Source organism: Rufibacter immobilis, assembly GCF_003721565.1.
Taxonomy (GTDB): Bacteria; Bacteroidota; Bacteroidia; order Cytophagales; family Hymenobacteraceae; genus Nibribacter; species Nibribacter immobilis.
Genome location: NZ_RJJE01000001.1, coordinates 201,507 through 223,314, shown reverse-complemented (window position 1 = coordinate 223,314; position 21,808 = coordinate 201,507). Strand labels below are relative to the sequence as shown.

At 51.4% G+C, this 21,808-nt stretch carries 22 protein-coding genes; 4 read left to right on the top strand and 18 right to left on the bottom strand.

The genetic code is table 11. The annotated features are described in order from the left end of the window. Positions 1 to 34: 34 nt before the first annotated feature. Complete coding sequence (locus tag EFA69_RS20395; protein ID WP_221175644.1) at positions 35 to 193, top strand: hypothetical protein; 159 nt, start codon at positions 35 to 37, stop codon at positions 191 to 193. 229 nt (positions 194 to 422) lie between these two features. On the opposite strand, the gene tsf is transcribed toward EFA69_RS20395, so the two are convergent. The 10 genes from tsf to recA all read right to left on the bottom strand — a co-directional run bounded on the left by tsf (position 423) and on the right by recA (position 9,456). Beyond that, positions 423 to 1,256: a translation elongation factor Ts gene (gene tsf / locus EFA69_RS00915; RefSeq protein ID WP_123131213.1), complete on the bottom strand. Its 834-nt coding sequence runs from the start codon at positions 1,254 to 1,256 to the stop codon at positions 423 to 425. A gap of 155 nt (positions 1,257 to 1,411) precedes the next feature. Next, positions 1,412 to 2,173: a 30S ribosomal protein S2 gene (rpsB, locus tag EFA69_RS00910; protein ID WP_123131212.1), complete on the bottom strand. Its 762-nt coding sequence runs from the start codon at positions 2,171 to 2,173 to the stop codon at positions 1,412 to 1,414. Positions 2,174 to 2,197: 24 nt separating this feature from the next. Further along, a complete protein-coding gene (rpsI, locus tag EFA69_RS00905; RefSeq protein ID WP_123131211.1) occupies positions 2,198 to 2,584 on the bottom strand; it encodes a 30S ribosomal protein S9 in 387 nt (128 codons plus the stop codon). A 14-nt stretch (positions 2,585 to 2,598) separates the two neighbouring features. Further along, complete coding sequence (gene rplM, locus EFA69_RS00900; RefSeq protein ID WP_123131210.1) at positions 2,599 to 3,048, bottom strand: 50S ribosomal protein L13; 450 nt, start codon at positions 3,046 to 3,048, stop codon at positions 2,599 to 2,601. A gap of 678 nt (positions 3,049 to 3,726) precedes the next feature. Then, positions 3,727 to 4,440, bottom strand: coding sequence for an RluA family pseudouridine synthase (locus EFA69_RS00895; protein WP_123131209.1), 714 nt, complete (start codon positions 4,438 to 4,440; stop codon positions 3,727 to 3,729). A gap of 208 nt (positions 4,441 to 4,648) precedes the next feature. After that, positions 4,649 to 5,299 carry a hypothetical protein gene (locus EFA69_RS00890; protein ID WP_123131208.1) on the bottom strand — a complete coding sequence of 217 codons (651 nt, stop codon included), beginning with the start codon at positions 5,297 to 5,299 and terminating at the stop codon, positions 4,649 to 4,651. A gap of 119 nt (positions 5,300 to 5,418) precedes the next feature. Next, positions 5,419 to 6,504, bottom strand: a complete 1,086-nt coding sequence (locus EFA69_RS00885; RefSeq protein WP_245964459.1) for a sensor histidine kinase — start codon at positions 6,502 to 6,504, stop codon at positions 5,419 to 5,421. After that, positions 6,479 to 7,171, bottom strand: a complete 693-nt coding sequence (locus EFA69_RS00880) for a response regulator transcription factor (protein WP_123131206.1) — start codon at positions 7,169 to 7,171, stop codon at positions 6,479 to 6,481. The genes EFA69_RS00885 and EFA69_RS00880 overlap by 26 nt, the downstream gene beginning before the upstream one ends. Positions 7,172 to 7,453: 282 nt before the next feature. Then, entirely contained in the window at positions 7,454 to 8,197 is a 744-nt protein-coding gene (locus EFA69_RS00875) for a DUF3108 domain-containing protein (RefSeq protein ID WP_245964458.1), read from the bottom strand. Positions 8,198 to 8,421: 224 nt separating this feature from the next. Continuing rightward, positions 8,422 to 9,456 (bottom strand): recombinase RecA, encoded by a 1,035-nt coding sequence (gene recA, locus EFA69_RS00870; protein WP_123131204.1) that lies wholly within the window; start codon positions 9,454 to 9,456, stop codon positions 8,422 to 8,424. A 544-nt stretch (positions 9,457 to 10,000) separates the two neighbouring features. Between recA and EFA69_RS00865 the strand changes: the two genes are divergently transcribed. Then, positions 10,001 to 11,170, top strand: coding sequence for a hypothetical protein (locus EFA69_RS00865; RefSeq protein ID WP_245964457.1), 1,170 nt, complete (start codon positions 10,001 to 10,003; stop codon positions 11,168 to 11,170). 47 nt (positions 11,171 to 11,217) lie between these two features. Here the strand turns inward: EFA69_RS00865 and EFA69_RS00860 are convergent, their stop codons facing one another. After that, a complete protein-coding gene (locus EFA69_RS00860; RefSeq protein WP_123131202.1) occupies positions 11,218 to 11,817 on the bottom strand; it encodes a GNAT family N-acetyltransferase in 600 nt (199 codons plus the stop codon). Positions 11,818 to 11,960: 143 nt separating this feature from the next. On the opposite strand from EFA69_RS00860, the gene EFA69_RS00855 reads away from it, so the two are divergent. Continuing rightward, the gene (locus tag EFA69_RS00855; protein WP_123131484.1) at positions 11,961 to 12,845 is read left to right on the top strand and encodes a TIGR02587 family membrane protein; all 885 of its coding nucleotides are present in this window, start codon (positions 11,961 to 11,963) and stop codon (positions 12,843 to 12,845) included. A gap of 17 nt (positions 12,846 to 12,862) precedes the next feature. Continuing rightward, complete coding sequence (locus tag EFA69_RS00850; protein ID WP_123131201.1) at positions 12,863 to 13,240, top strand: hypothetical protein; 378 nt, start codon at positions 12,863 to 12,865, stop codon at positions 13,238 to 13,240. Positions 13,241 to 13,339: 99 nt separating this feature from the next. Here EFA69_RS00850 and EFA69_RS00845 read toward each other — a convergent pair whose 3' ends face one another. The 7 genes from EFA69_RS00845 to EFA69_RS00815 all read right to left on the bottom strand — a co-directional run bounded on the left by EFA69_RS00845 (position 13,340) and on the right by EFA69_RS00815 (position 21,807). Further along, positions 13,340 to 13,768 carry a hypothetical protein gene (locus EFA69_RS00845; RefSeq protein WP_123131483.1) on the bottom strand — a complete coding sequence of 143 codons (429 nt, stop codon included), beginning with the start codon at positions 13,766 to 13,768 and terminating at the stop codon, positions 13,340 to 13,342. 249 nt (positions 13,769 to 14,017) lie between these two features. Next, the gene (locus tag EFA69_RS00840; protein WP_123131200.1) at positions 14,018 to 14,983 is read right to left on the bottom strand and encodes an AAA family ATPase; all 966 of its coding nucleotides are present in this window, start codon (positions 14,981 to 14,983) and stop codon (positions 14,018 to 14,020) included. Between the two features lie 11 nt (positions 14,984 to 14,994). Then, the gene (locus EFA69_RS00835) at positions 14,995 to 16,347 is read right to left on the bottom strand and encodes a peptidylprolyl isomerase (protein ID WP_123131199.1); all 1,353 of its coding nucleotides are present in this window, start codon (positions 16,345 to 16,347) and stop codon (positions 14,995 to 14,997) included. 111 nt (positions 16,348 to 16,458) lie between these two features. Then, complete coding sequence (locus EFA69_RS00830) at positions 16,459 to 18,753, bottom strand: peptidylprolyl isomerase (RefSeq protein WP_123131198.1); 2,295 nt, start codon at positions 18,751 to 18,753, stop codon at positions 16,459 to 16,461. 213 nt (positions 18,754 to 18,966) lie between these two features. Next, positions 18,967 to 19,377, bottom strand: a complete 411-nt coding sequence (locus EFA69_RS00825; protein ID WP_123131197.1) for an ATP-binding protein — start codon at positions 19,375 to 19,377, stop codon at positions 18,967 to 18,969. Then, a complete protein-coding gene (locus EFA69_RS00820; RefSeq protein WP_048919375.1) occupies positions 19,370 to 19,708 on the bottom strand; it encodes an STAS domain-containing protein in 339 nt (112 codons plus the stop codon). The genes EFA69_RS00825 and EFA69_RS00820 overlap by 8 nt, the downstream gene beginning before the upstream one ends. Before the next feature lie 20 nt (positions 19,709 to 19,728). Next, complete coding sequence (locus EFA69_RS00815) at positions 19,729 to 21,807, bottom strand: PP2C family protein-serine/threonine phosphatase (RefSeq protein ID WP_123131196.1); 2,079 nt, start codon at positions 21,805 to 21,807, stop codon at positions 19,729 to 19,731. Position 21,808: the final 1 nt, after the last annotated feature.

Genomic DNA, 21,808 nt, shown 5'->3' with positions numbered 1-21,808 from the left:
TAGTTTTTATTGTCAAATTAGTAAACCGTAAGTTATGAAAGCAAAAGCTACCTTCTTGAGTTACATCTCTGCAGAAAAAAGATTAAGAAAAGAGCAATCTAAAACGAACACTGCTTCTAAGAACAGTAAGGCCGTGATGGAGCAGACTTCTCAGATTGAGAAACGTGCTTCCTTGTCTACCGCAGGTAACTGATTTAGGGTGTTTCTCCTGAAACGTAATTGTTCAACCTTCTAGCAGAGCTTTTTAAGCGACTCAAAATCTATCATCATTCTACAACAACATCAGAAGATTTAATACAGGTCAGTTTGCCTGGCCTGTAGCTTACCCCCTAATTCGGTTCTCTAACAAGTAAGCCGGACATTAAATAAAAAGCCCCACTGCTAATTTGCAGTGGGGCTTTTTAGATATAGGTGGTAAGCAATTAGCCAATGGCTACACGCTTGAACTCAGTAACTGTCATGCCTTTGTTAGTGTTATCTAACAACTTGGCAATAGTCAAGGAAGGATCTTTCACAAACTCCTGGTTTAACAAAGTGCTTTCTTTGTAGAATTTGTTCAGTTTACCTTGGGCAATTTTCTCCAGCATTTCCTCTGGTTTGCCTTCGGCACGAGCTTGCTCTTTTCCAATTTCAATCTCACGCTCAATAGTGGCAGCGTCAACACCGTCTTTGTCAACCGCGATAGGACGCATAGCGGCAATTTGCATCGCCACGTCTTTACCAACTTCTGTTACTTCTTTGCCGCCAGTGTTTGTTAAGCCAACCAATACCCCTAATTTACCATTAGAGTGGTTGTAGGCAACTACTTTCTCAGCAGTGATGGTCTCATAAGACACCACGTCAATTTTCTCTCCAATTTTACCCATCAGGTCAGTGATGTGGTCTTGCAGAGAACGGCCATCGGCTTGAGGTGTAGCCAACAGTTCTTCTTTGGTTGGTGCGTTGGTAGAAACGGCAGCTTCTAAAACAGCTTTCGCCAGGTTCTTGAAGTCTTCTACTTTAGATACGGGCTCAGTTTCGCAGGCAAGCGCGATCACTTTACCTACGGTGCCTTCCGCATTTACCTGCGTCAATACTGCTCCTTCAGAAGTAGCGTTATCAGCACGTTTGCTGGCAATTTTCTGACCTTGTTTACGGAGAATATCTTTGGCTGCTTCAAAGTCGCCGTTGGCTTCAGTCAACGCTTTTTTGCAGTCCATCATACCAGCGCCAGTTTCCTGACGAAGTCTGTTTACATCTTGTGCTGTAATAGCCATTGTTCTTTTATTAAGAATTACGGTTAATAAGTTTCAATAGGAGGGGTGCAGTTGCTGGGGAACGGCACCGGTTAGATTAAAAAGAAACTGAACATCAGTAGCTACGCTTCCTAATGTTCAGTCCCCTTTACAGTGCTCTCAAGAAAAGTAGAGGCTTATTCAGCGTCAATTTTCTCCTGGATACCTTCTTCTTCTGAACGTTTTCTGTCAGAATCTTCTTTGTCTACTTTACGCTCAGACAGACCTTCCTCAATGGCTTTGCCAATCAGGGAAGTGATCAAAGCGATAGATTTAGAAGCGTCATCGTTTGCCGGGATTGGGAAGTCTACAGTCTCTGGGTTAGAGTTTGTGTCTACAATGGCAAATACCGGTAAGTTCAGTTTCTGAGCTTCTTTGATCGCGATGGACTCACGCTTCACGTCTACTACGAACAACGCAGCTGGGAGACGTGACAAGTCAGCGATACCACCCAATACACGCTCCAGTTTCTCACGCTCACGGGTCAACATCAGACGCTCGCGTTTCGCCATGGCGGCAAAAGCGGTGTTTTCTTTCACCATTTTGTCAATGGTGGACATTTTCTTCAAAGACTTACGAACAGTCTGGAAGTTAGTGAGCATACCACCTAACCAACGGTCAGTTACATAAGGCATTTTAAGGCGTTTTGCCTCTTCCGCCACAATGTCCTGCGCTTGTTTTTTGGTGGCAACAAACATGATCTTACGGCCCGATTTGGCAATCTGCTTAATAGCAGCGGTAGCCTCATCCAGAGACGCAAGCGTTTTGTTCAGGTCAATGATGTGAATGCCGTTTTTCTCCATGAAAATGTACGGAGCCATTTTAGGATCCCATTTTCTGGTAAGGTGACCAAAGTGTACACCGGCATCCAGTAAATCTTTATAAGTGGTATTAGCCATGATATTGATACAGCTGATGATATATTAACGTTTAGAGAACTGGAAGGAACGACGGGCTTTGCGCTTACCGAATTTCTTACGCTCCACCATACGTGGGTCACGCGTTAAGAATCCTTCTTTTTTCAGGGCTGGACGGGTTTCAGCGTTTTCTTCCACCAGAGCTTTGGTGATAGCCAAACGAAGGGCTTCTGCCTGACCGGCAACGCCACCGCCTTTGATATTCGCCTTAATGTCGTATTTGCCAACGGCATCTAACAGCGACAATGGCTGCTGTACGATGGTTTGCAATACTTCACTAGGGAAGTATTCCTTTATATCTCTATCGTTAATAGTGATATTCCCTTGCCCTGACGTCATGTAGATGCGCGCCACCGAGGTTTTTCTTCTACCAGATGTATTGAGAACTTCCATTAAATATGTCTAGATTATTTTGTAAGTTTTACTTGAACTGGCTGTTGTGCTTCATGCGGATGCTCAGCACCGGCGTACACAAACAGGTTGCGGAATTGCTCACGGCCCAAACGGGTTCTTGGCAACATACCTTTCACGGCGCGCTCCACTAACAAGGTAGAAGATTTAGCTTTCAGCTCACGCGGAGTGAAAGTGCGCTGACCACCTGGATAACCAGTGTGCGTCACGAAAGTTTTCTTATCCCACTTCTTACCGGTCATACGAACTTTGTCCGCATTGATCACGATCACGTTATCTCCGCAGTCAGCGTTAGGCGTGAAAGAAGGTTTGGTTTTACCGCGAAGAATCATCGCGATCTGGCTGGCCACACGGCCAAGGGTTGAGTCTCCGGCGTCTATCACTACCCAGCCTTTGCTAGCGGCCGCCTTATTAACTGATAGCGTCTTATAACTTAAATGATCCATTGTGAATGGTTAACGAGTGAAAAAATGTATGCTTTTTCTTGAAAATGGTCACAAAGATACAAGCCTTTTCACTGGCATGCAACAGTTGCTCCATTTATTCCATTGATTTTCAAGCTAATTTAAGCTTGATCAACCACTTAAGACATATTTGTGAAATGATTAGCACAGGAGACGCTCTGCGTTTAGGGGCTGTTTTCCCAAAAATAGCCCCTAAACGCAGAAGCAGATTTCTCCTACCTATGCGCTGTTCCTAATAGATCAGCTGTCCCGGTTTCGCTGCGCCGCAGCGAGGGTAGTCCGGAGACTACCCTTCATCCAAAGGCACGAGTCCGGAGACTCGCGCCGGCGGCCTTGCATTCATAAGTTTTCCCCAAAACAGAAACTGGATTGGTTTCAAACTAGAGAAGCCATTACTACCCGCACCTGTTCCAGTCTTTCCTTCGAGCGCCTCGCTTGTGGCCAAAGAAAGGCATACACTAAGAGAAAGCTGCACTACCTGGCCGCAAGGGCAGTGCGGAGGGGAAGACGGGGCCCCGCGGCCGTGAGCGCTTACCAGAAGAAACGCAGCAACAAAGTCTATGAAGCCCTAGACAAACGCTACAGCCTAGGCATAAGCCAACTCATCCTTCCCAGAAGGGGCAAAAAAGAATTCCGCCCGAAGGCGGAATCAAACAGGCCTCAGCCATTCTTTCTGAGCAACTTCACCAGCACCTCAAAATCTTTGGGGTAGTCAGCGGTGACCAGGACAGGATCTCCGTTCAGGAGCGTGAACCCCAGCTGGTGGGAGTGCAGCGCGAACCGCTTGATGAGCGGCTGTTCCTCGGTGCCTTTGGCCAGGTTGAACTTTCGCTTCAGGCTGGAGAGGTAGAGTGGCTCGCCGCCGTACATCTCGTCCTGCACAATAGAGGCTTTCAGATACGCCAGGTGAAGCCTGATCTGGTGCATACGGCCGGTAATGGGTTTGCATTCCACCAGCGTGTGCCGCCCGAACTTCTCCAAAGTGGTAAAATAGGTTTGGGCCGGTTTGCCTTTGGCCGCCAGTTTGGCTACTCCTTTTAGCCCCGGCTGAATGGCACGGTCTACCAACAACTGATGGAAATCATGGCTGCCCCAGATCACGGCATGATATATTTTCTGCACCTGCCGGTTCTCAAACTGCATAGACAGATGGCGGTAGGCCTCTGGGTTTTTGGCAATGGCCAGACAGCCCGAAGTTTCCTTGTCCAGGCGGTGGCAGGCCTGAGCGTCTTCGTGGTACTGACGGGCCAGGGTTAAGAGGTTGGAGGCATTGAGGGAACGGTCCTCCAGGGTAGCCAGAAACGGTGGTTTGTTGACTACAATGTAATCTTCGTTCTCAAAAATAATAAGGTCGCGGAAGGCGGGTAACTTCATAGAAACAGTTGGGTCTTAGGGCTTGGCGCAACGTGCGTTTAGGGGCCGTTTTTCTAAAAATAGGTTCAAAACAGCCGCCGGCCCAGGAAAACACAAAGGTACCGAATAATTTCTGCTTGGCAGAACAACCCCGTTTAGGGGCAGATTTTAGAAAAACGGCCGCTAAACGCGCACTATGCGGTGCGGGCAGTGTGAAATCAGTTGTTTCCTATTGGCAATTGGAGAACAGTTTTGCCACTCCTTTGCTCATGGCTTTCTGAGTAGCCATGGCTTTGTCTGAGAAATTGACCGCATGGTCTCCTCCGTCCTTCTCCGGAAGAATGAGTGACCGCATCTCCGTCTGGGTTACCAGCGTGTAGATAAGCCTTCTTTCGTCAGTGGTGTAAAGTTGGAAGGTGAGTATGGCTTTAGAAACATCCTCCTCTTTCTGGTACGCCGGTGGGGTGGCCGGGTAAATGTCCTTTTTTTCTTCGGCGGAAGTGTGGGCGTAGGATTGGGTTGCCGTTAGACCTTCAATGTGCACGCGCAGGTAATAGGTATAACCCAATTTTTGCAGGGCGGCAAGGCTGGCCGTGTCTGCGTTTGGCCTTACCTGATACAGGCGCAGGTCCATTTCCTGCTCTGCGGCGTAGGCAGGTTGCAGGCCAGCCTCACGGGCCGCTTTCTCCAGCTTTTTGTATAAACCCGATGATTCATGTGCTGTGATACCCGGTACCTCAGCCATCAGTAGTTTCTCGCCGGCTTTGAAATGGGTGAGGCAGCCGCCCAGCGGAGCCGAGTGTTTGGTACTGACGCAGCCGGAAAGCAGCAGGCAAACCGCAGAAAAGCAAAAAACCAAAGGGTGGAAAGAAAGGCGCATGGTCAGGAACCGCTAAAGTATTCTCTCTCTTAACGAAGCATAGAAAAGAATAGTGGAAGCCGCCGGGAAATAACCTGCGTTTAGGGGCTGTTTTTCCAAAAACAGCCCCTAAACGCAGGTTACAGTTTTGTCTTCGGGAGTTTGAACCTGAGCGTGGTGCCCTGGCCCACCTCACTGAATACCGCGATGGTGGATTTATGCGCCTCCACAATGTGCTTGGAGATGGCCAGTCCCAGACCGGAACCACCGCCGCCGCCGTCACGGGTGCGGCTCTTGTCTATGCGGTAGAAGCGCTCAAAGATACGGTTGAGGTGCTCCTTCGGGATGCCGGGGCCGTCGTCGCGCACGGTGACCAACGTTTTCTTCTTCCCGTCCTGGAATGAGAGCCAGATGTTGCCGTTTTCCCGGCCATACTTAATGGCGTTGTCAATGAGGTTGATGAGCACCTGCTTGATGCGGCCGCGGTCTGCCAATACCTCAAAGAGATCCTCGGGTGCGTTGAGTAAATGCAGGCTGATGTTGCGGGAGTTGGCTTTGTTCTCCAGTTGCTCAAACACCTCCTGGGCCAGTTCATTGAGGTCGAAATGGGATTTGTGCATCTGCACCACGCCTTTCTCCAGCTGCGAGATAGTGATCAGGTCCTGCACCAGCGTGTCTAGACCGTCCAGGCTTTTGGCGGCTTTCTGGAGGAATTTATCGCGCACGCGCTCATCGTCCATGGCACCGTCCAGCAGGGTATGGATAAAGCCCTGGGCCGCAAATATGGGCGTTTTGAGTTCGTGCGAGACATCGGCCAGAAACTCGCGGCGCATGGCTTGCAGGCGTTTGAGCTCCTCAATCTCCTTCTGGTTGCGCTCAGCGAGCAGGTAAATCTCGTCTTTGATGCGTTTGAGCGGGTCTGGTCTGAACAGGAACTTGGTGCTCATCTGCTTAAACTCCTTCCGCTTGAACTTCTCCAGCCCCGCGTAGATGTTGTTGATTTCCCTGAAGATGAGGGCTTCATAGGAGAAGTACACCAGCAGGAAACACGCCGAGAAGGTGAGCGCCAGCGCCAGCACTTTCTGCCTGAACTCCAGTTGGGGCGAAATGGCCAGGTACGCCGCAATGATGCCTGCCACCAAGACAGAGATCATGATGGCGATGGCCTGCGAACTTAGCCGTACTTTTTGCTGCGGGGGCTTAGTCTGTGTTGAATTTGTAGCCAACGCCTTTAATGGTCTTTATCTGGTCTTCGCCTATCTTCTCGCGCACTTTCCTGATGTGCACATCTACGGTGCGGGCAATCACAAACACATCATTCCCCCACACGTTGTTCAGAAGCTCGTCGCGGGAGAAAACCTTGTTGGGCGTGGCCGCCAGAAAGGCCAGCAGTTCAAACTCCTTCTTGGGCAGCGTGATCTTCTGGTCGCCTTTGTGCACAATAAAGCTGGTGCGGTCTATCTTCAGATCCCCAATCTCAATGGTAGGGGTTTGCTCCGGCGTTTGGTTAGTGTCGCGGCGTTTGTAGGCGGCCAACCTGCTGATGAGGGCACGCGGTTTGATGGGTTTCACAATGAAGTCATCGGCGCCGGCGTCAAAGGCGGCTACCTCAGAGAACTCCTCGCTGCGGGCCGTCAGGAACAGGATGTGGGTGTCTTTGAACTTGGGGTTTTCCCTGAACTGACGGCAGGCGGTGATGCCGTCCATCACGGGCATCATAACATCCAGCAGAATGATATCTGGGTCAAACTTTCGGGCTGAGTCCAGCGCCTTTTGCCCGTTCTCCGCGTGGGCCACTTCATAGCCTTCCTTCTCCAGGTTGTACTGCAGCAACTCCACAATGTCTGGGTCATCATCTACTACCAGAATCTTGTATTTAGCTGACGTTTGCATAGAAATGAGGTTAAGTAAAAAGCGTGTGGCAAGGAGTATTTCTCACTGGAAAACCAGACTGCAACCCAGCGGGAGCCTCTTGATTCCAATACAAAGATACAGATTAGTTGCTGATGGTAACCGGTGATGTGATTGATAACAATTTGTTAATCTTTGGGTAAGAAAACAAATGCCGTTTAGGGGCTCTTTTTGGAAAAAGAGCCCCTAAACGTAATAGGGCCCGTTGGAAGCGTTTCTGTCTTCTAACGGGCCCTAAGTAGTTCACCTGCCAACTGCGCAGGGTTATTTGACCAGGTTCAGTCTGCCTTGCAGGCCGCTGTATTTATACAAGTCTACTTTCACAGAGCCCACAAACATTTCGGCCTGGAAGAGGACAGGAATTTTGTTGATGTCATCTGAGAAGTAGACAGAGATAGCGTCTTCTCCGCTGAAGAGTTTGTTCTTGGGCATCTTAGGCGTTAAGCGGTGCGCCCGTATCTTTCCGGCTTTGGTTTCTACGGTGGTCACGCCTTTGTAGGTAACGGTCATGTCAAAAGATTCATCGCCCAGGAAGCCGTGCATCTTCACCGTCTGGCCGGGTTTGAAGTTGTCCAGGTCCAGGGTGCGCAGGTAATAGAAACCGCTCACCATATCCTGGGCGTTGTCAGGCACTTTGAAGACCTGGTTCTTCTTCTCATCGCGGCTATCGTTCACCACCACCGTGTTGTTTTGGTGGTTGAAGTCGGTGGTTTCCTTGCGGCGGTAACGGCCTTCTTCAATGTTGCGGTGAAAACGCAGCGGCAGCATGGAAGAGGTGTCTATGTAAGACGTCCAGGTGTCTCTGATGCGGTGGAAGAAGTCAAAGGAGCCGGTTGTTTTGCCGCTTACCGTGGCCTGGTAGCAGGGGCGGTTATTGATGCGCTGCAGGTTAGAGGACACATTGATGGTGGCCTCTCCCGCGTTAATGATGCCGTAGTGTACTTTATATTGGAGCACCTCGCCGGGGGCGAAGGAAGTGTTCTTCACCGTGCGCATGGTGTCAGCCAAGGCAAATCCGCTTAATACTAATGCTAGTAAAGGTGCTAAAAGTAATAGTTGCTGTTTTATACGCATAAGCCAATCTATCCGGTATGCCTGAGGCTATTCAAATGTCGTACCAATTCCATTAAATATAATGAAAGTGCGGCAATGTCTTGTTGTTCACTTTAGATCTTACCGTAAACAGAAACGGCACCTTAAAAGGTGCCGTTTCATAAAAATAGATAAAAAGTTTATTCGTTGTCTTCCAGGGCGGCGGCCACTTTCTCTGGCTCTCCTTTTACAATGTCCCGGATCTTGTTTTCAATCTCTTGCATGAGCTCTTCGTTGTCCAGCAGGAACTGCTTCACGGCATCACGGCCTTGGCCTAAACGGTCGCCGTTGTAAGAGAACCAGGAACCTGATTTCTGCACCACGCTCAATTCAACGCCCAGGTCAAGGATCTCGCCTACTTTGGAGATACCCTCGCCGTACATGATGTCAAACTCCACCACTTTGAATGGAGGCGCCACTTTGTTTTTCACCACTTTCACCTTGGTGCGGTTACCGGTGATGCTGTCTGGGCCTTCTTTGATCTGGCCAATACGGCGGATGTCCAGACGCACAGAGGCGTAGAACTTGAGGGCGTTACCACCGGTAGTGGTCTCCGGGTTCCCGAACATTACCCCAATCTTCTCGCGCAGCTGGTTAATGAAGATGCACAGGCAGTTGGTTTTGTTGATGGTACCGGTAAGCTTCCGCAGGGCCTGAGACATTAAGCGGGCCTGAAGACCCATTTTGCTCTCGCCCATGTCGCCTTCCAGTTCGCCTTTAGGCACCAGCGCGGCCACAGAGTCAATCACGATGATGTCAATGGCGCCGGAGCTGATGAGGTGATCCGCGATTTCCAGGGCTTGCTCACCGTTGTCTGGCTGCGCAATGAGCAGGTTCTCTGTGTCAATGCCCAGTTTCTCGGCGTATGTTTTATCGAAAGCGTGCTCAGCGTCAATGAAAGCGGCAATTCCGCCTTTCTTCTGCGCTTCGGCAATGCAGTGCATTGTGAGGGTGGTTTTACCGGAAGATTCCGGTCCGTAGATCTCTACCACCCGGCCACGCGGAAGACCTCCAATACCCAACGCGATGTCCAGGCCCAGGGAGCCGGTAGAGATAGCCGGTACATCCACCACCTGGTTATCGCTCAGCTTCATGACAGTGCCTTTTCCGTAGGCTTTGTCCAGCTTGTCAATGGTGAGTTGGAGCGCTTTCAATTTTTCGGTGTTTACACTCATGTCTGTGTTTTCTTTGCTTAAATTTAGATGAAATTACAACTTCCTGAGCCAATCTGCAAACGCTTGCCGCGGCGTTTCAGCTGCTTTCCAGACTCATGCCGGAGGTGTATAGAAGAAACACCCAAAGTACTGAATTTGTCCCCTGATTTACTACTTTATTTAGTTTTATTTTTATGAGATTGCTAGTTAAAATAGCAATGCGGGTGGCCGTCGTCAATAGGGTTTATGCCGCTGCTGCCCTAGGTATTTCTTCTCTTCCTGCAACAACTTTTCTGCCTTTTTAGTTACAGACTCTGGCAGATTTTAACCCAAAGAGGCTAGCCTGAAACTATAGGCTGCACAGTGCCGTTTAGGGGCTCTTTTTCCAAAAAAAGCCCCTAAACGTAGTGAGCTGAAACAGGCCGCCCCCGGGCACGCATTCATTATATCCCAGTTTTGGCTTATCTTTCGCTTTGCAGAAGGCTTAGCTTGAGAGCAGGAGGCTGTTTGCGCCTTTCGTGCTGACCGTCTACCCATTTTACCCATTAAGGTGAGCGTTATTTATATGTATAAAAAGTGGCTTTTGATGGCCGTAGGAGCTGTTCTGGCAGGGCAGAACGCCGTGGCGCAGTTAAACAACAAAGCGCTGGAACAGCGGTTTCCGGTTAAGCCAGACCAAACCGGCGAGTTGCAGTTGGGCCTCAATGTGCTGGGCTACCAGAAAAACAACGAGTACTTCAATGATATTGCAGAAGGCTACACGCTGTTTGGCTACCACTTAAACCCGCGGCTGGTGTATTTCGCGTCGCCTAATGTGCGGATAGACGCCGGGGTACAGGTGCAGAAAGACTTCGGGACGCGCAGTTACTCTTTGGTGCAGCCCACCTTTACCATTAGGTACGAGGAGAACGGCATGGCCCTGCTCTTCGGGACGCTGGAGGGCCACCTGAACCACGGGTACATTGAGCCGCTCTATGATTTTGAGCGCGTGATCACCAACCGGCTGGAGAACGGCATTCAGTTCCTGTTAGACAAACCCGGGGTGAAGCTGGACGCCTGGATGGACTGGCAGCGCTACATCCGGCGCATGGATCCTTTCCAGGAGGAAGTGGCGGGCGGGGCCTCCGCGGAATTCACGCTGTACCGCACGCCGGTGGCGCTGGGGCTAGAGGAAAACACCCCCGGAACGGAAACTTACATCGGCTTGCCGCTACAGTTCACGGCGCAGCACCGCGGGGGGCAGATAGATGACACAGAGCTTCCGCTGGTCACGCTCACCAATGTGGCGGCGGGTTTGGTCATCAGGAAGAACTATGGCAGGAAAGTCTTGAAGGCGCTGTATTTTCAGCCGTACGTGGTGGGCTGGAAAGATTTCTCCAATGAGAAACAGCAAGCCTTCAAGCAGGGCGGCGGCCTGTACCTGAACGCGGGCATTGACACCAAATACCAGAATGTGATGCTGAGTTACTGGCGCGGCAGCGGCTATTACGCTGAGCTGGGCGGGAAGCTTTTCCAGTCAGTGTCCACCAATTTCAAGGCCCCAGGGTATACAGAGAAAAACCGCCAGTTGCTCATTGTCCGGTTCATGCATGACATAAAGCTGATGCAAGGCCTTGACCTGACCCTGCGCCTGGAGCCGTTTGTTGACTTTGACAACCCCAAGCTGGAGTTCTCCAACAGCCTGTACCTCAGTTTCAACTCAGACTTTTTTTTGGCGCGGCTCAAGAAGCGGTAACGCCGTTTAGGGGCTGTTTTTCCAAAAAGAGCCCCTAAACGCAAATGCTACCACCGCAACGCGGCGCGGGCATCTTCTTTTTTGAGGCGGTACACCAGAATGGGACGGCGCGGGGTGTGGGTGCTATCGGGTTCCTCAGGCATGTAGGTTTTAAAATAGGTGAAACCGCAGCGTTCCGCCACCCGCTGGCTCCGGTGATTGTCATGGGCGCAGCGCAGATTCACGCTCTCCATGCGCAATTCCTGGAAAGAGAATTTTATCAAGGCCTTTAATGCTTCAGAGGCGTACCCTTGGCCTTCCGCCTGGGCACCCAAGTAATAACCTACCTCGGCGTATGGCTTTCCGCGGGCCAGCCGGCGCAGCGTGATGTCGCCAATAAGTTCTTCCGTCTCCTTTCGCCATATCCCGAAGCTATACAAATCTCCCGCCTTAAACTGCGAGTGGTATACCCTGATGCGGTTCTGGGCATCGGGTAAGGACTGTACGGCCGCCGTTCGGTCGGGGAAATCGGCGAGCAGGCGCTGTCGGTTTTGGTGGAGCAGTTCCCAGAAAGCCGGGGCCATTTCCTGCGTGTAGGGGCGTAGCCAAAGCCTTTCCGAGGAAAGTTTGGTACCGGTGGCAGAAGTAGGGGCAGTAGGCGGCATCATACAGAAAATGATTTCCCTTGTTTGTACGGGGCCGCCGGTGGGCAGATGCAAAAAATCAACAATTTACCCAAACACGCGTTAGCCAAAGGACCGCATTAGATTTTTTGGCCTTCTTCCTGGGCGAGCGGTCTGGTAATTCACGTATGCGCGCAAAAAAGATTGTACACTCCTTGCAGGAATACGGCAGAGGCATTATTGGCGGTCTGCTGTTCAGCCTGCCCATGCTCTACACCATGGAAATCTGGTGGACCAGCTTTGACGTGTCTCCGTGGCGGTTGCTGCTGTACATGCTGGTGACCTTTGTTTTGCTCCTGGGTTACAACACCTATGCAGGCCTGCGCCCCGGGGCTTCCTGGAAAGAGATTGCCATAGATTCTGTGGAGGAGATGGGGCTTGGGCTGGTGCTGTCTTTCCTGTTTCTGCTGCTGCTGGGACAGATCCACTTGCAGGAGATGTCACTGGAGCGCATTGTGTACATGACGGTGGTGGAAGCTATGCCCGTGGCCATTGGGGTTTCTGTGGGAACGGCGCAGCTGGGTGCCTCCCGTGAAGAAGACCAGGAGGATACGGAACAGGCCCAGGAACCGCAACCAGCAGACGGTAACCAGCAAGGCCGGGCCTCTACCCTGGAGCTGATCATGCTGGCCACCTGTGCCGGTATGCTGTTTGGCGCCAACATTGCCCCAACGGATGAAGTGATGCTTATTGCCGCCAATGCTTCGCCGGTGCAGTTGCTTTTTCTCCTGGGCGTGTCGCTGGTCTTGAGCGGAGGCATCCTCTTTTACGTGGAATTCAGGGGAGCGCACGTGACGCAGGCCAACGAGCGGCCGGGGGCGCTGGAAGTGGTCTGGGGCTTAAGCATTACGTATGCAGCGGCCTTCTGTGTTTCGGCGGGAGCCTTGTGGTTCTTCGGGCGGTATGAAGGCGTGGGGCTGCAGGTAGGCGTGGAGGCTACGGTGGTGCTGGCAATGGTGTCTTCCCTGGGAGCCTCGGCGGGACGCTTCCTCCTGGATCAGGAGTACAGCTAAATTGAAAAGAGAAATTGATGAAGAAGAATCCGCTGGAATGGGTTGTATTTGGCTTGAGCGTCTTGCTCATTGTTTCTCTGCTGGGGTACTTAGGAGTGAATGCCTTCTCTTACCAAGATACCCCGCCGGACCTGCGCGTGAAAGTACTTCAGGAACAGGATAAGCTAAACCGCAACATTTACAAAGTAGAACTTACCAACCTGGGCGAACAAACCGCTGAGAACGTGATGGTGGAGGTAACTCTGCTCCAGAACAACGCAGAAACGGAACGCGCCGAAACCCTCTATCCCTTAGCTCCCAAAGAAAGCAAGCAGGAAGCGTGGGTCACCTTCAGGGCGTCCAAGCAAGCTGGGCAACAGGTGAAGGTCCATATTTTAGGCTATAATAAACCGTAAAGCCCTATGGGTGGAAAAGGCATTGTTGCTGTCCCGCCCATAGGGCTTCACGTTATGAAAAGAGAGAAAAGGATGCTCTCCCCGCAGAATTCGCGGCTTTTATTGGTTCAGGAAAGGGTAGTTGTACTGGAGCGGGCTGCCTAATTTCTGCAGGCGGGCAATCACTTCCATAGAGTGCGCGATTTCATTGAAGTACTCCAGCCTCCGAATGAGCTGTTCCTTCAGCAGCACTGTTCCCTCTGGGGTACGGATATAGGCGCGCTTGTCTTCCAGAATTTTGTGCATTACCTCAGACACCCGGCGGCCTTCCTTCATGTACAGATCATGGAACTCCAGGAGCGCATCAAAACCATCTTTGGTCACCTGGCAGGGAAAACCAGCCTGGGTGAGCACATCGCAGAGGAGATTCACCTCCAGAGGCATAGAAATATGATACGGAGTGGTACGTACGTCTAACCCTTTCTTGAGGTAAGAGAAGATGGTTTCCAGGTTGTTTTCAAAGCGTTCGTAAAGAGCTGCTGCTTCCATGCGGTTGGTTTTATAGAACTTGGGCAAAAGTACGCAAAGGCTTCGTTTTTTGCATCACCCGGTGTAGGGAATCCGGTTTTGCGTTTAGCGGCTCTTTTTCCGGAATCAGGCGCTAAACGGGAACGGGTGGGAACGTAAGCCAGATGCTGGGTTGAGTTGTATGATCTTGGGAGGGTTACCGGGCAGGCGAAAAACGAATATGCGTTTAGCGACCGTTTTTCGAAAAACAGCCCCTAAACAGACAGTCGGTTACAGCAGGCCTTTGATGATTTGCTCCACGGTGATGCCTTCGGCCTCGGCTTTGAAGTTTCTGACCAGGCGGTGGCGCAAAATAGGAATGGCCACGGCCTGCACGTCTTCAATGTCTGGGGAGTATTTGCCCCTGATGAGGGCATTGCATTTGGCGCCCATGATGAGGTGCTGTGATGCTCGCGGACCCGCGCCCCACTCCAGGTACTGGTTTGTCTGGGCGCCGGCCATCTCGGTATTGGGGCGGGTTTTATGCACCAGTTTCACGGCATACTCCACTACATTGTCTGTCACAGGCACGCGGCGCACCAACTGCTGAAACGCGGTGATTTCCTCTGCGTGTAGCACCACTGTAGGTTGATGTTTGCGGTCGCCGGTGGTGTTTTTCACAATCTGCAGTTCTGCCTCGTAGCTGGGGTAGGAGAGGGCCACATGGAACATGAAACGGTCCAACTGCGCCTCGGGCAGGGGATAGGTTCCTTCCTGCTCAATGGGGTTCTGGGTAGCCAGTACAAAGAATGGCCGCGGCAGTTGGTAATGATGACCGGCCACGGTAACTGAGTACTCCTGCATGGCCTCCAGCAAGGCCGCCTGGGTTTTAGGCGGCGTACGGTTGATCTCATCCGCTAACACAATGTTGGCGAACACCGGGCCTTTCACAAACTGGAACTGGCGGTTCTGGTCCAGGGTCTCAGACCCCAGAATGTCTGAGGGCATTAAGTCTGGGGTAAACTGTACCCGGTTGAAGGAAAGGTCCAGGGAGTTGGAGATGGTCTGGATCAGGAGCGTCTTCGCCAGCCCCGGCACCCCCACCAAAAGACAATGCCCCTGACAAAAAACGGCAGTCAGCACCAGTTTCACTACTTCTTCCTGACCAATAATGGTCTGGGAAATCTCAGCGGTTAAACGCTTGTAGGCGTGGTGAAGCGCGTCTGCAGCTTCTTTGTCAGAGGCAAAGGGAGGCATGTATGGCGTATTTAGTCGTCTAAACTACAGGTACTGAACTCTGGTACGATGTCAATGAACACCGTGTCTTTGTTTTTGTCAAACCACTCGTTAATGGCTTTGTTTCGTTTGTCGCTCAAGGCCGCGGCCGCTATTTTCTGGTAGTCGTCACGCATGTTGGCCTGGTGCGGCGGGGTCTTGGACTTGAGGTACATGATACGCAGGGCTTCTTTCCCGTCTTCGGTACGGTAAGGGAGTGGCGCACTGATAGAACCTACCTTCATGGTGTCTATCACGAAGAAGATAGAAGGGTCCAATTTGTCAATTGGGATGTACGTGGTAGGGCTGTTAGGCAGTGTAATCATGCCGCCGTTGCCTTTGGAAGCCATGTCATCTGAGAAATCTTTGGCCGCTTTGGCAAAAGAAATACTGTCTGTCTGGATGAGATTCCGGATGCTGTCTAGCAGATGAGCCGTTTGCTCCATGTCTACCTGGGCCGTGGCCGGTTTAATGAGGATGTGACGGGTGTTGAACTCTTCGCCGCGGCGCTCCAACAGCTGAATGATGTGGTACCCGAACATAGACTCAATCACCGGAGAGGTCTCCCCGGGCTGTAGCTTCAGGGCGGCCGCCTCATACTCTGGCACCAACTCCCGCTTCTTGAAGAACCCCAGCACACCGCCTTCGGCCCCAGAACCGGGGTCTTGCGAATATTGGCGCGCCAGCGTGGCAAAATCCTCACCCGCTAAGATCCGCTTTCTGATTCCCTCCAACTGCTCACGGGCGGCTTGTTTCTGGGCCGTTCCAATCTGGGCGATTTTCACAATTTGCCCCACTTCCACTTCGGTGGAGAAATAAGGCAAGCTGTCTTTAGGGATGCGGTTAAAATATTGCTGTACCTCTTTAGGGGTCACTTTCATCTGGCCAGCAATTTCCCGTTCCATTTTCTGAACGGTCAGCTGCTCGCGCAAGCTTCTGCGCAGATCATTTCTGATCTCGCTCATAGATTTGTTATAGTACTCCTCCAAACGCTCCTGGCTGCCAATCTGGGCGATGAATTGATTCAGACGGCCTTCCAACTCTGCGTTGATGGTTCCTTCCTCCACAATGACAGAGTCTACCTCAGCGCGGGCCAACAGGAGTTTGTTCTGTACCAGGGAGCGGAGAATGTCGCAGCGCAGGTTAGGGGATTTATAGCCTTGGGAGGTGGCGTTGGCGTGCTGGAACTCCAGCTCTGACCGAAGGATGATATGTCCTCCCACTTTAGCCACAATATTGTCTATAAGCGTAGCTTGTTGGGCTTCTGCGCGTTTTGAGGAAGCACCCAAAGCGCAGAGAAGCACAAGGCATTTTAGAAAAGAAGCAAAAGAAATTCTGATTTTCATGGTATCTCTAGAGCGGTTGCTTTCACTAGAACCGCAACTCTTGCAAAATAGTATAGATGTAAACAAACAAAGCTAGGCAAACGGCTCCACTAAAGGAAACTTATCTGCGCTTTACTTCTTGATGAGCTTCTGTACTTCAGACTGGTTTACAGAGATAGGGTATTTCTGGCGCAACTCCTTCACCCATTCCTGCTCCAGATAATTCTGATAGTCTGAAATCACCACTCCTCTGGTTTCGCTTAACTTTTTAGGGGCCGGAGGGTCTATCTGGTCAATCTTGATCCAGATGCTGCGGCCATCCTGAGTGAGCGTGTACGTGCCCGGCTTCCAGGTAACTCCGTCCAGCATCTTGTTCTCGCCGCGTTGGAACTTGCGGGAAGTTACTTGCAGGGCCAGAGGGTTGGACTGGTTCAGGTTATCGGCCAGGGCCTGTACATCTGTGGTATACACCCGTAGGGCTACCCGGCGGGTACTGCGGGCGCTGGTAGATCTGTCTGCGGCGGGTACTATCTGGATGTGGTCCTCATCTACGCCTTTCTGCTGCAGGTAGTTCTTTACCGCTGCCGCCCGGCGTGCAGGCAGGCTTACATTCTTTTTGTTTGTGGCCTCCCGTGTGTCTACGTAGCCGGTTAGCTCCAGCACCAGGGATGTGTCTGCCTGCAAGGCGGACGCCAATTGGTCTAACTGGCCGGTGGCGGTTTTGGAAAGGTCATCGTTCCCGAAGGCAAAAAGCAAATCTGGTTGCTTATGACGTACCGACAGGAATCTGCCCTGGGCTAACTGTGCCTGCGCCTGTGCCAGAACTGTTGGGTTGGCCGCGCTGAGGATGGTGGCCTGGGCGCGTTCCCCCCACATGTACTTGTTTTGGTTGGCTTCAAAGAAAGCTTTGAGACCGGTGGTGTCTTCCACCGCTTTGGCCCAAACTTTCTCCTCCATGAGTTGGAACAGCAGAATGCCGTCATGGTACTCATTTACCAGCATTTTATAGTCTGGGTGCTTTTCTTCCAGGTGCTCGCGCTCGTAGTTAAGCAGGCTGGTTTCCACAAACTTGTCATAAAGCAGGTTCATGGCATGGGCCGGAGATACGTTCTGGCGCGCGCGCTGGTTTGTCTCTATGTAAGTAGCAAAGTTACCGGCCGTATAGGGCTGCCCGTTGATGGTGAACAAGGTGGCCGTAGGCAAGTTTTTAGGCTCTGCCGGTACATTGAATTTCCACTTGCCCGCCAGCAAAGTAGAATCGGCGAGGCGTAGGACGGCTTCTTTGATGGCAGGTGTCTCCTGGAATTTGTTCTCTGTTTTGATGCGGCGCAGGAAAGCGGCTTTGTTCAACTCAGAGCGGGAGTCTTTGGCAATGCGGTTGCGCAGCGTTGTCTCCATCTCTTCATAAGACGGCAGTTCCTTGCGCTCCAGTAATTTGATGATGTGCCAGCCATAGGCCGTCTGCACCGGAGCCGAAATGGCGCCCGGCTGTGCCAAGGCAAATGCTGCTTCCTCAAAGGAAGGAATCATACGGCCGGTACCAAACCAAGGCAGCTCGCCGCCCTCATCTGCTGAAGAGGCGTCCTCAGAGAATTGGGAGGTGAGTTTGTTCCAGTCTTCTTTGCGCAGGACGCGGCTGTAGATTTCGTCAATCTTTTTCTTGGCGGTAAGCGAATCAGCTTTAGGCAAGCCTTGCTGAGCCCGCACCATGATATGCGCCACTTTGATCTCGCCCTGGGCCGGACGCACTTCGTTCACTTTAATGATGTGGTAACCAAACCGGGTTCTCACCGGCTGGGAAATCTGACCTACAGGCGTGTTGAAGGCGGCATTCTCAAAAGGATAAACCATTTGCAAGGCCGTAAAATACCCTAAGTTACCGCCGTTCTCCCTGGCCGAAGGATCTTCTGAGAAGCGTTGGGCCAACTGTTCAAAGGAGGTGCCGCTTACGGCCTGCTGCCGCAAATCCATTGCTTTTTGGTAGGCGGACAAGGTATCTTTGGGGTCTGCCTCCATGTCAACGGCAATTAAAATGTGGGCCGCGTTTACTTCTTTTTTCAGCCGCTCATAGGCCTCCCGCACTAACTGGTCTGTTACGCTTTTCTCCGTGAGGAACGGTTGCGCCAGCTGCTCTTTATAGCCGCCCAGCTCGGTCTTGAAGGCTTGCGTGGTGTCTAAACCGCGGCTTTTGGCCTCTGCTACCTTCAGCTTAAAGTTAGTGTACAGATTCAGGTACTCATTGACGCTGGCACTGGTATAGGCGCTGTCTGCGTTTCCGTTGTTTTTCTCATACACATACGCAAACTCAGAAACGGGTACTGCCTCTGGGCCAATGGTGAGTAGAGAAGGTTCACTGGGCTTCTTGGGAGAGGCACACTGGAACAGGAGCAGGGCGCTTAGGCCCACGTACAAAGAAGAAACTCGCATAGGTATTGGCAAAATGCATAATGGTTGGGTAACCACATGGCCCAATCATTATGCAATTTTACTCATTTTTTTGGAGAGAATGGGTCACTATACAAAAACATAGTGCCAAGTTAAGAAGCGGAGATTGAGCCTTTTCCGTTTTTGGCACCTTTCGCTCAAAACAGGCTCTAAACAGTTTTTATTGTGTGGGCTGGCTTAAAAAGTAAACAAAAGTTACTTCAGATATTTGTGCAGGCGGCAGATGTTGGTGGAGCCGTGCACATCATACTCTACTTTGTCCATGATCCGGTTTACCAAGGCCACGCCTACGCCCCCTTTCTTGCCTGTCCGGATGTGGTCATGGATGTTAGGCTCCTTGTAGTTGGCTTGCACAAAAGGAGTGCCGTTGTCTTCCAACTCAAAGATGATTTCCTTTTGATCATACCGGATGGTGAGGCAGAGGTTTTTGCGGCTGTCTTCGTGGTTAGAGTGGATAATCAAATTGGCGCAGATTTCGTCTACGGCCAAGATGATCTGGTTTAACGTGATCTCAGACAAATGGACAGGCAAAAGAGTATCCGTTACAAATGACCGGATAATCTTGAGGTTCTTCCTATCACAACTGACCCGGATCTTGTTAGTCATTGGCTATGGTCACAGCTTCTTCATAGGAAGAGACAATAGTCATGAGCAGATCCAGCCCCAGTATCTCAAATACGTTGCGCACCTTCTCCTGCATGTTAAAGAAAATCAATTTGATCTGGGCATCTTCAAAGCGTTGCAGATGGGAGATGAATACGCCCAAACCAGCAGAAGAGATATAATTCAGGTTCTTGCAGTCCACCAGAATCTTGCCAAACATCATGATGCTGGGATTAGACAGTTCTTCGTCCAGCAATACAGAGGAGCTGGCGTCTAGTTCACCATCCAGGCTAATCGTGATGGTGTTGTCGGAAATGGTATGTTTTATTTTCATCGTGCTTCTTTACGGTTGTACTAATTATTAGGTTGACGATGTTTAAACTTGATCACGAGCAGGGTCTGGTCATCATGCAGGATATCGCTGCTAAAGTCATTCACGTCGTTGATGATGGCGCTTTTGATGTCCTCGGCCTCCAGGTGGTAGGTTTGGGAAAGCATATACTTTAAACGTTCCTCCCCATATTCCTCCTGGCGGGGGCTACGGGCTTCTACAATGCCATCTGTGTAAATCACCATGACGTCGCCGGGGTTGTAGTCATAGTGCAGCCGGTGTATGCGTTTGGCATAAGAAGCGTCCCGCACAATGCCCAGGCCTAACCCTTCTGTCTGGAAATAGAACGTATCTTCCATCATAGAGTTGTAGTAAAGCGTGTGGCAGTGGCCCGCCCGGGCGAAGGAAACACCCTGCATTTTGTAGTCAATGATGTAGAGTGCTGAGGTGATGAAAGACGTACGTTCCAGGCAGCGGCTCAGGGCGCTGTTGGCCTGTACCATGAACTCGTCTGGCAGTAAATCCTGCTGCATAAGGCCATGGAAGATCCCTTTCATCTGGGCCATGTGGAAAGCCGCCGAGATCCCCTTCCCCGACACGTCGCCGATGATGATGGCAATGCGCGATTCACTCAGTTGCAGGTAATCATAGAAGTCACCACCTACTTCCTTGGCGGCCTGTGAATAGGTGCTGATGTCAAACCAGGTGTCGGTGGGGAAGGTTTTGGGGTTCAGGCGGTCCTGCACCAGGCTCGCAATCTTCAGCTCTTCTTTGTACCGTTCATTGTGCAGAGACTCCTGCATGAGGCGCAGGTTCTCAATGGTGAGCACCGTCTGGTTGGCAAAGGACTGCACCACGCTCACGGTGTCTGGGTCAAACCCCTGTTCTACCTCTAACAGCAGGTACAGGTGCCCGTAGCGCCGTTTGGCAGAAACCAGTGGCACCACCAGTAAAGAAAAGTAGGGACTGTGCAGGCTCTTGAACTCTGGTAGCAGGTGCAGTTCCCCGTTGAGATAGGTTTGGTCAATGGCGCTGCTGTCCTGCTCATGCACCATGGTCATAAATGCTTTCACCATGGCCTGCACTTCTTCGTCCAGGGGGCTTCCGTTGATCTGGGAGGTGTCTAGGTGCGTAGCTTCTCCTATGTCTAGCCAGGCGGCATCCGCCCCAGTGGCTTTGATGGCGCTTTCAAAGAGCATATTGTACACCTCTTCCTCGTTCTTGCCCTGCTGTATGGTCTGGCTCAGGCGCTGGAAACTGAGCAGATCTGCGTTCTTCTGCTCAAACACTCGGGAGGTAGGCAAACTGAACAGCGCCACCAGCAAAGAGGCCAGGGCATAAAAGAGCACAAAAGCCAGCGTAAGCAGTAGGAACGGATTGTCTGTATAGTCAATAACCAGTTCAGGCGAGTCTGTGTACTGGAACAGGAATTTGGCGAACAGAGCCCCAGAGGCCAGAATAGCCGTTAAAAGCAAGATGCTGCCCCATTTCTTGTCCAAACTCAGGAACGCTACCCAGCGCAGGTGCACGCTCATGTACAGACTATAGCCAAGGAGCAGGCCCAGGTCCAGGATGAGGAAAATGTGGTTCATGTACTCCACATTGAACAGGGGCACCAGCAAGGAAATAAAGACCAGAATCTCAAACCATTTCCACTGGTTTTGTACGTCTTTGGTTTTCTGGTAGAGGATGAGCTGGCGCCAGGTGTAAAAGGCTTTGCCCAGAAAGTACACCAGCAACCCAAATACCACCTGGTAAAACACATCTAGCAGGTAAGGGCTGTTCACCCAGTGTTGGTTCAGCCCTGGGTAGCCAATGGAAAAGAGCAGGCACAGGTAGGCACCTAAGCCTCCTTTCACAAACAGCCCCCATAGCGGCGTTGTGAACTCTGTGCTGCGCTGCCTTTGCACATGGTGGCGCTGGTACAGGAACACGGAGAGAATAAATATGACGGAAAGCAGGTTGCTAAGATAGGGGAACGCCGCATTCGCTTCCCCTTCGTGCCCCTGGCGGGCCAAAAACAAGACGTTCACCAATAACAGCACCCAACTCAGGCATCCGCTTATGAAGGTGAATCGTTTGATTGTTTTGTCTTGGGGCATT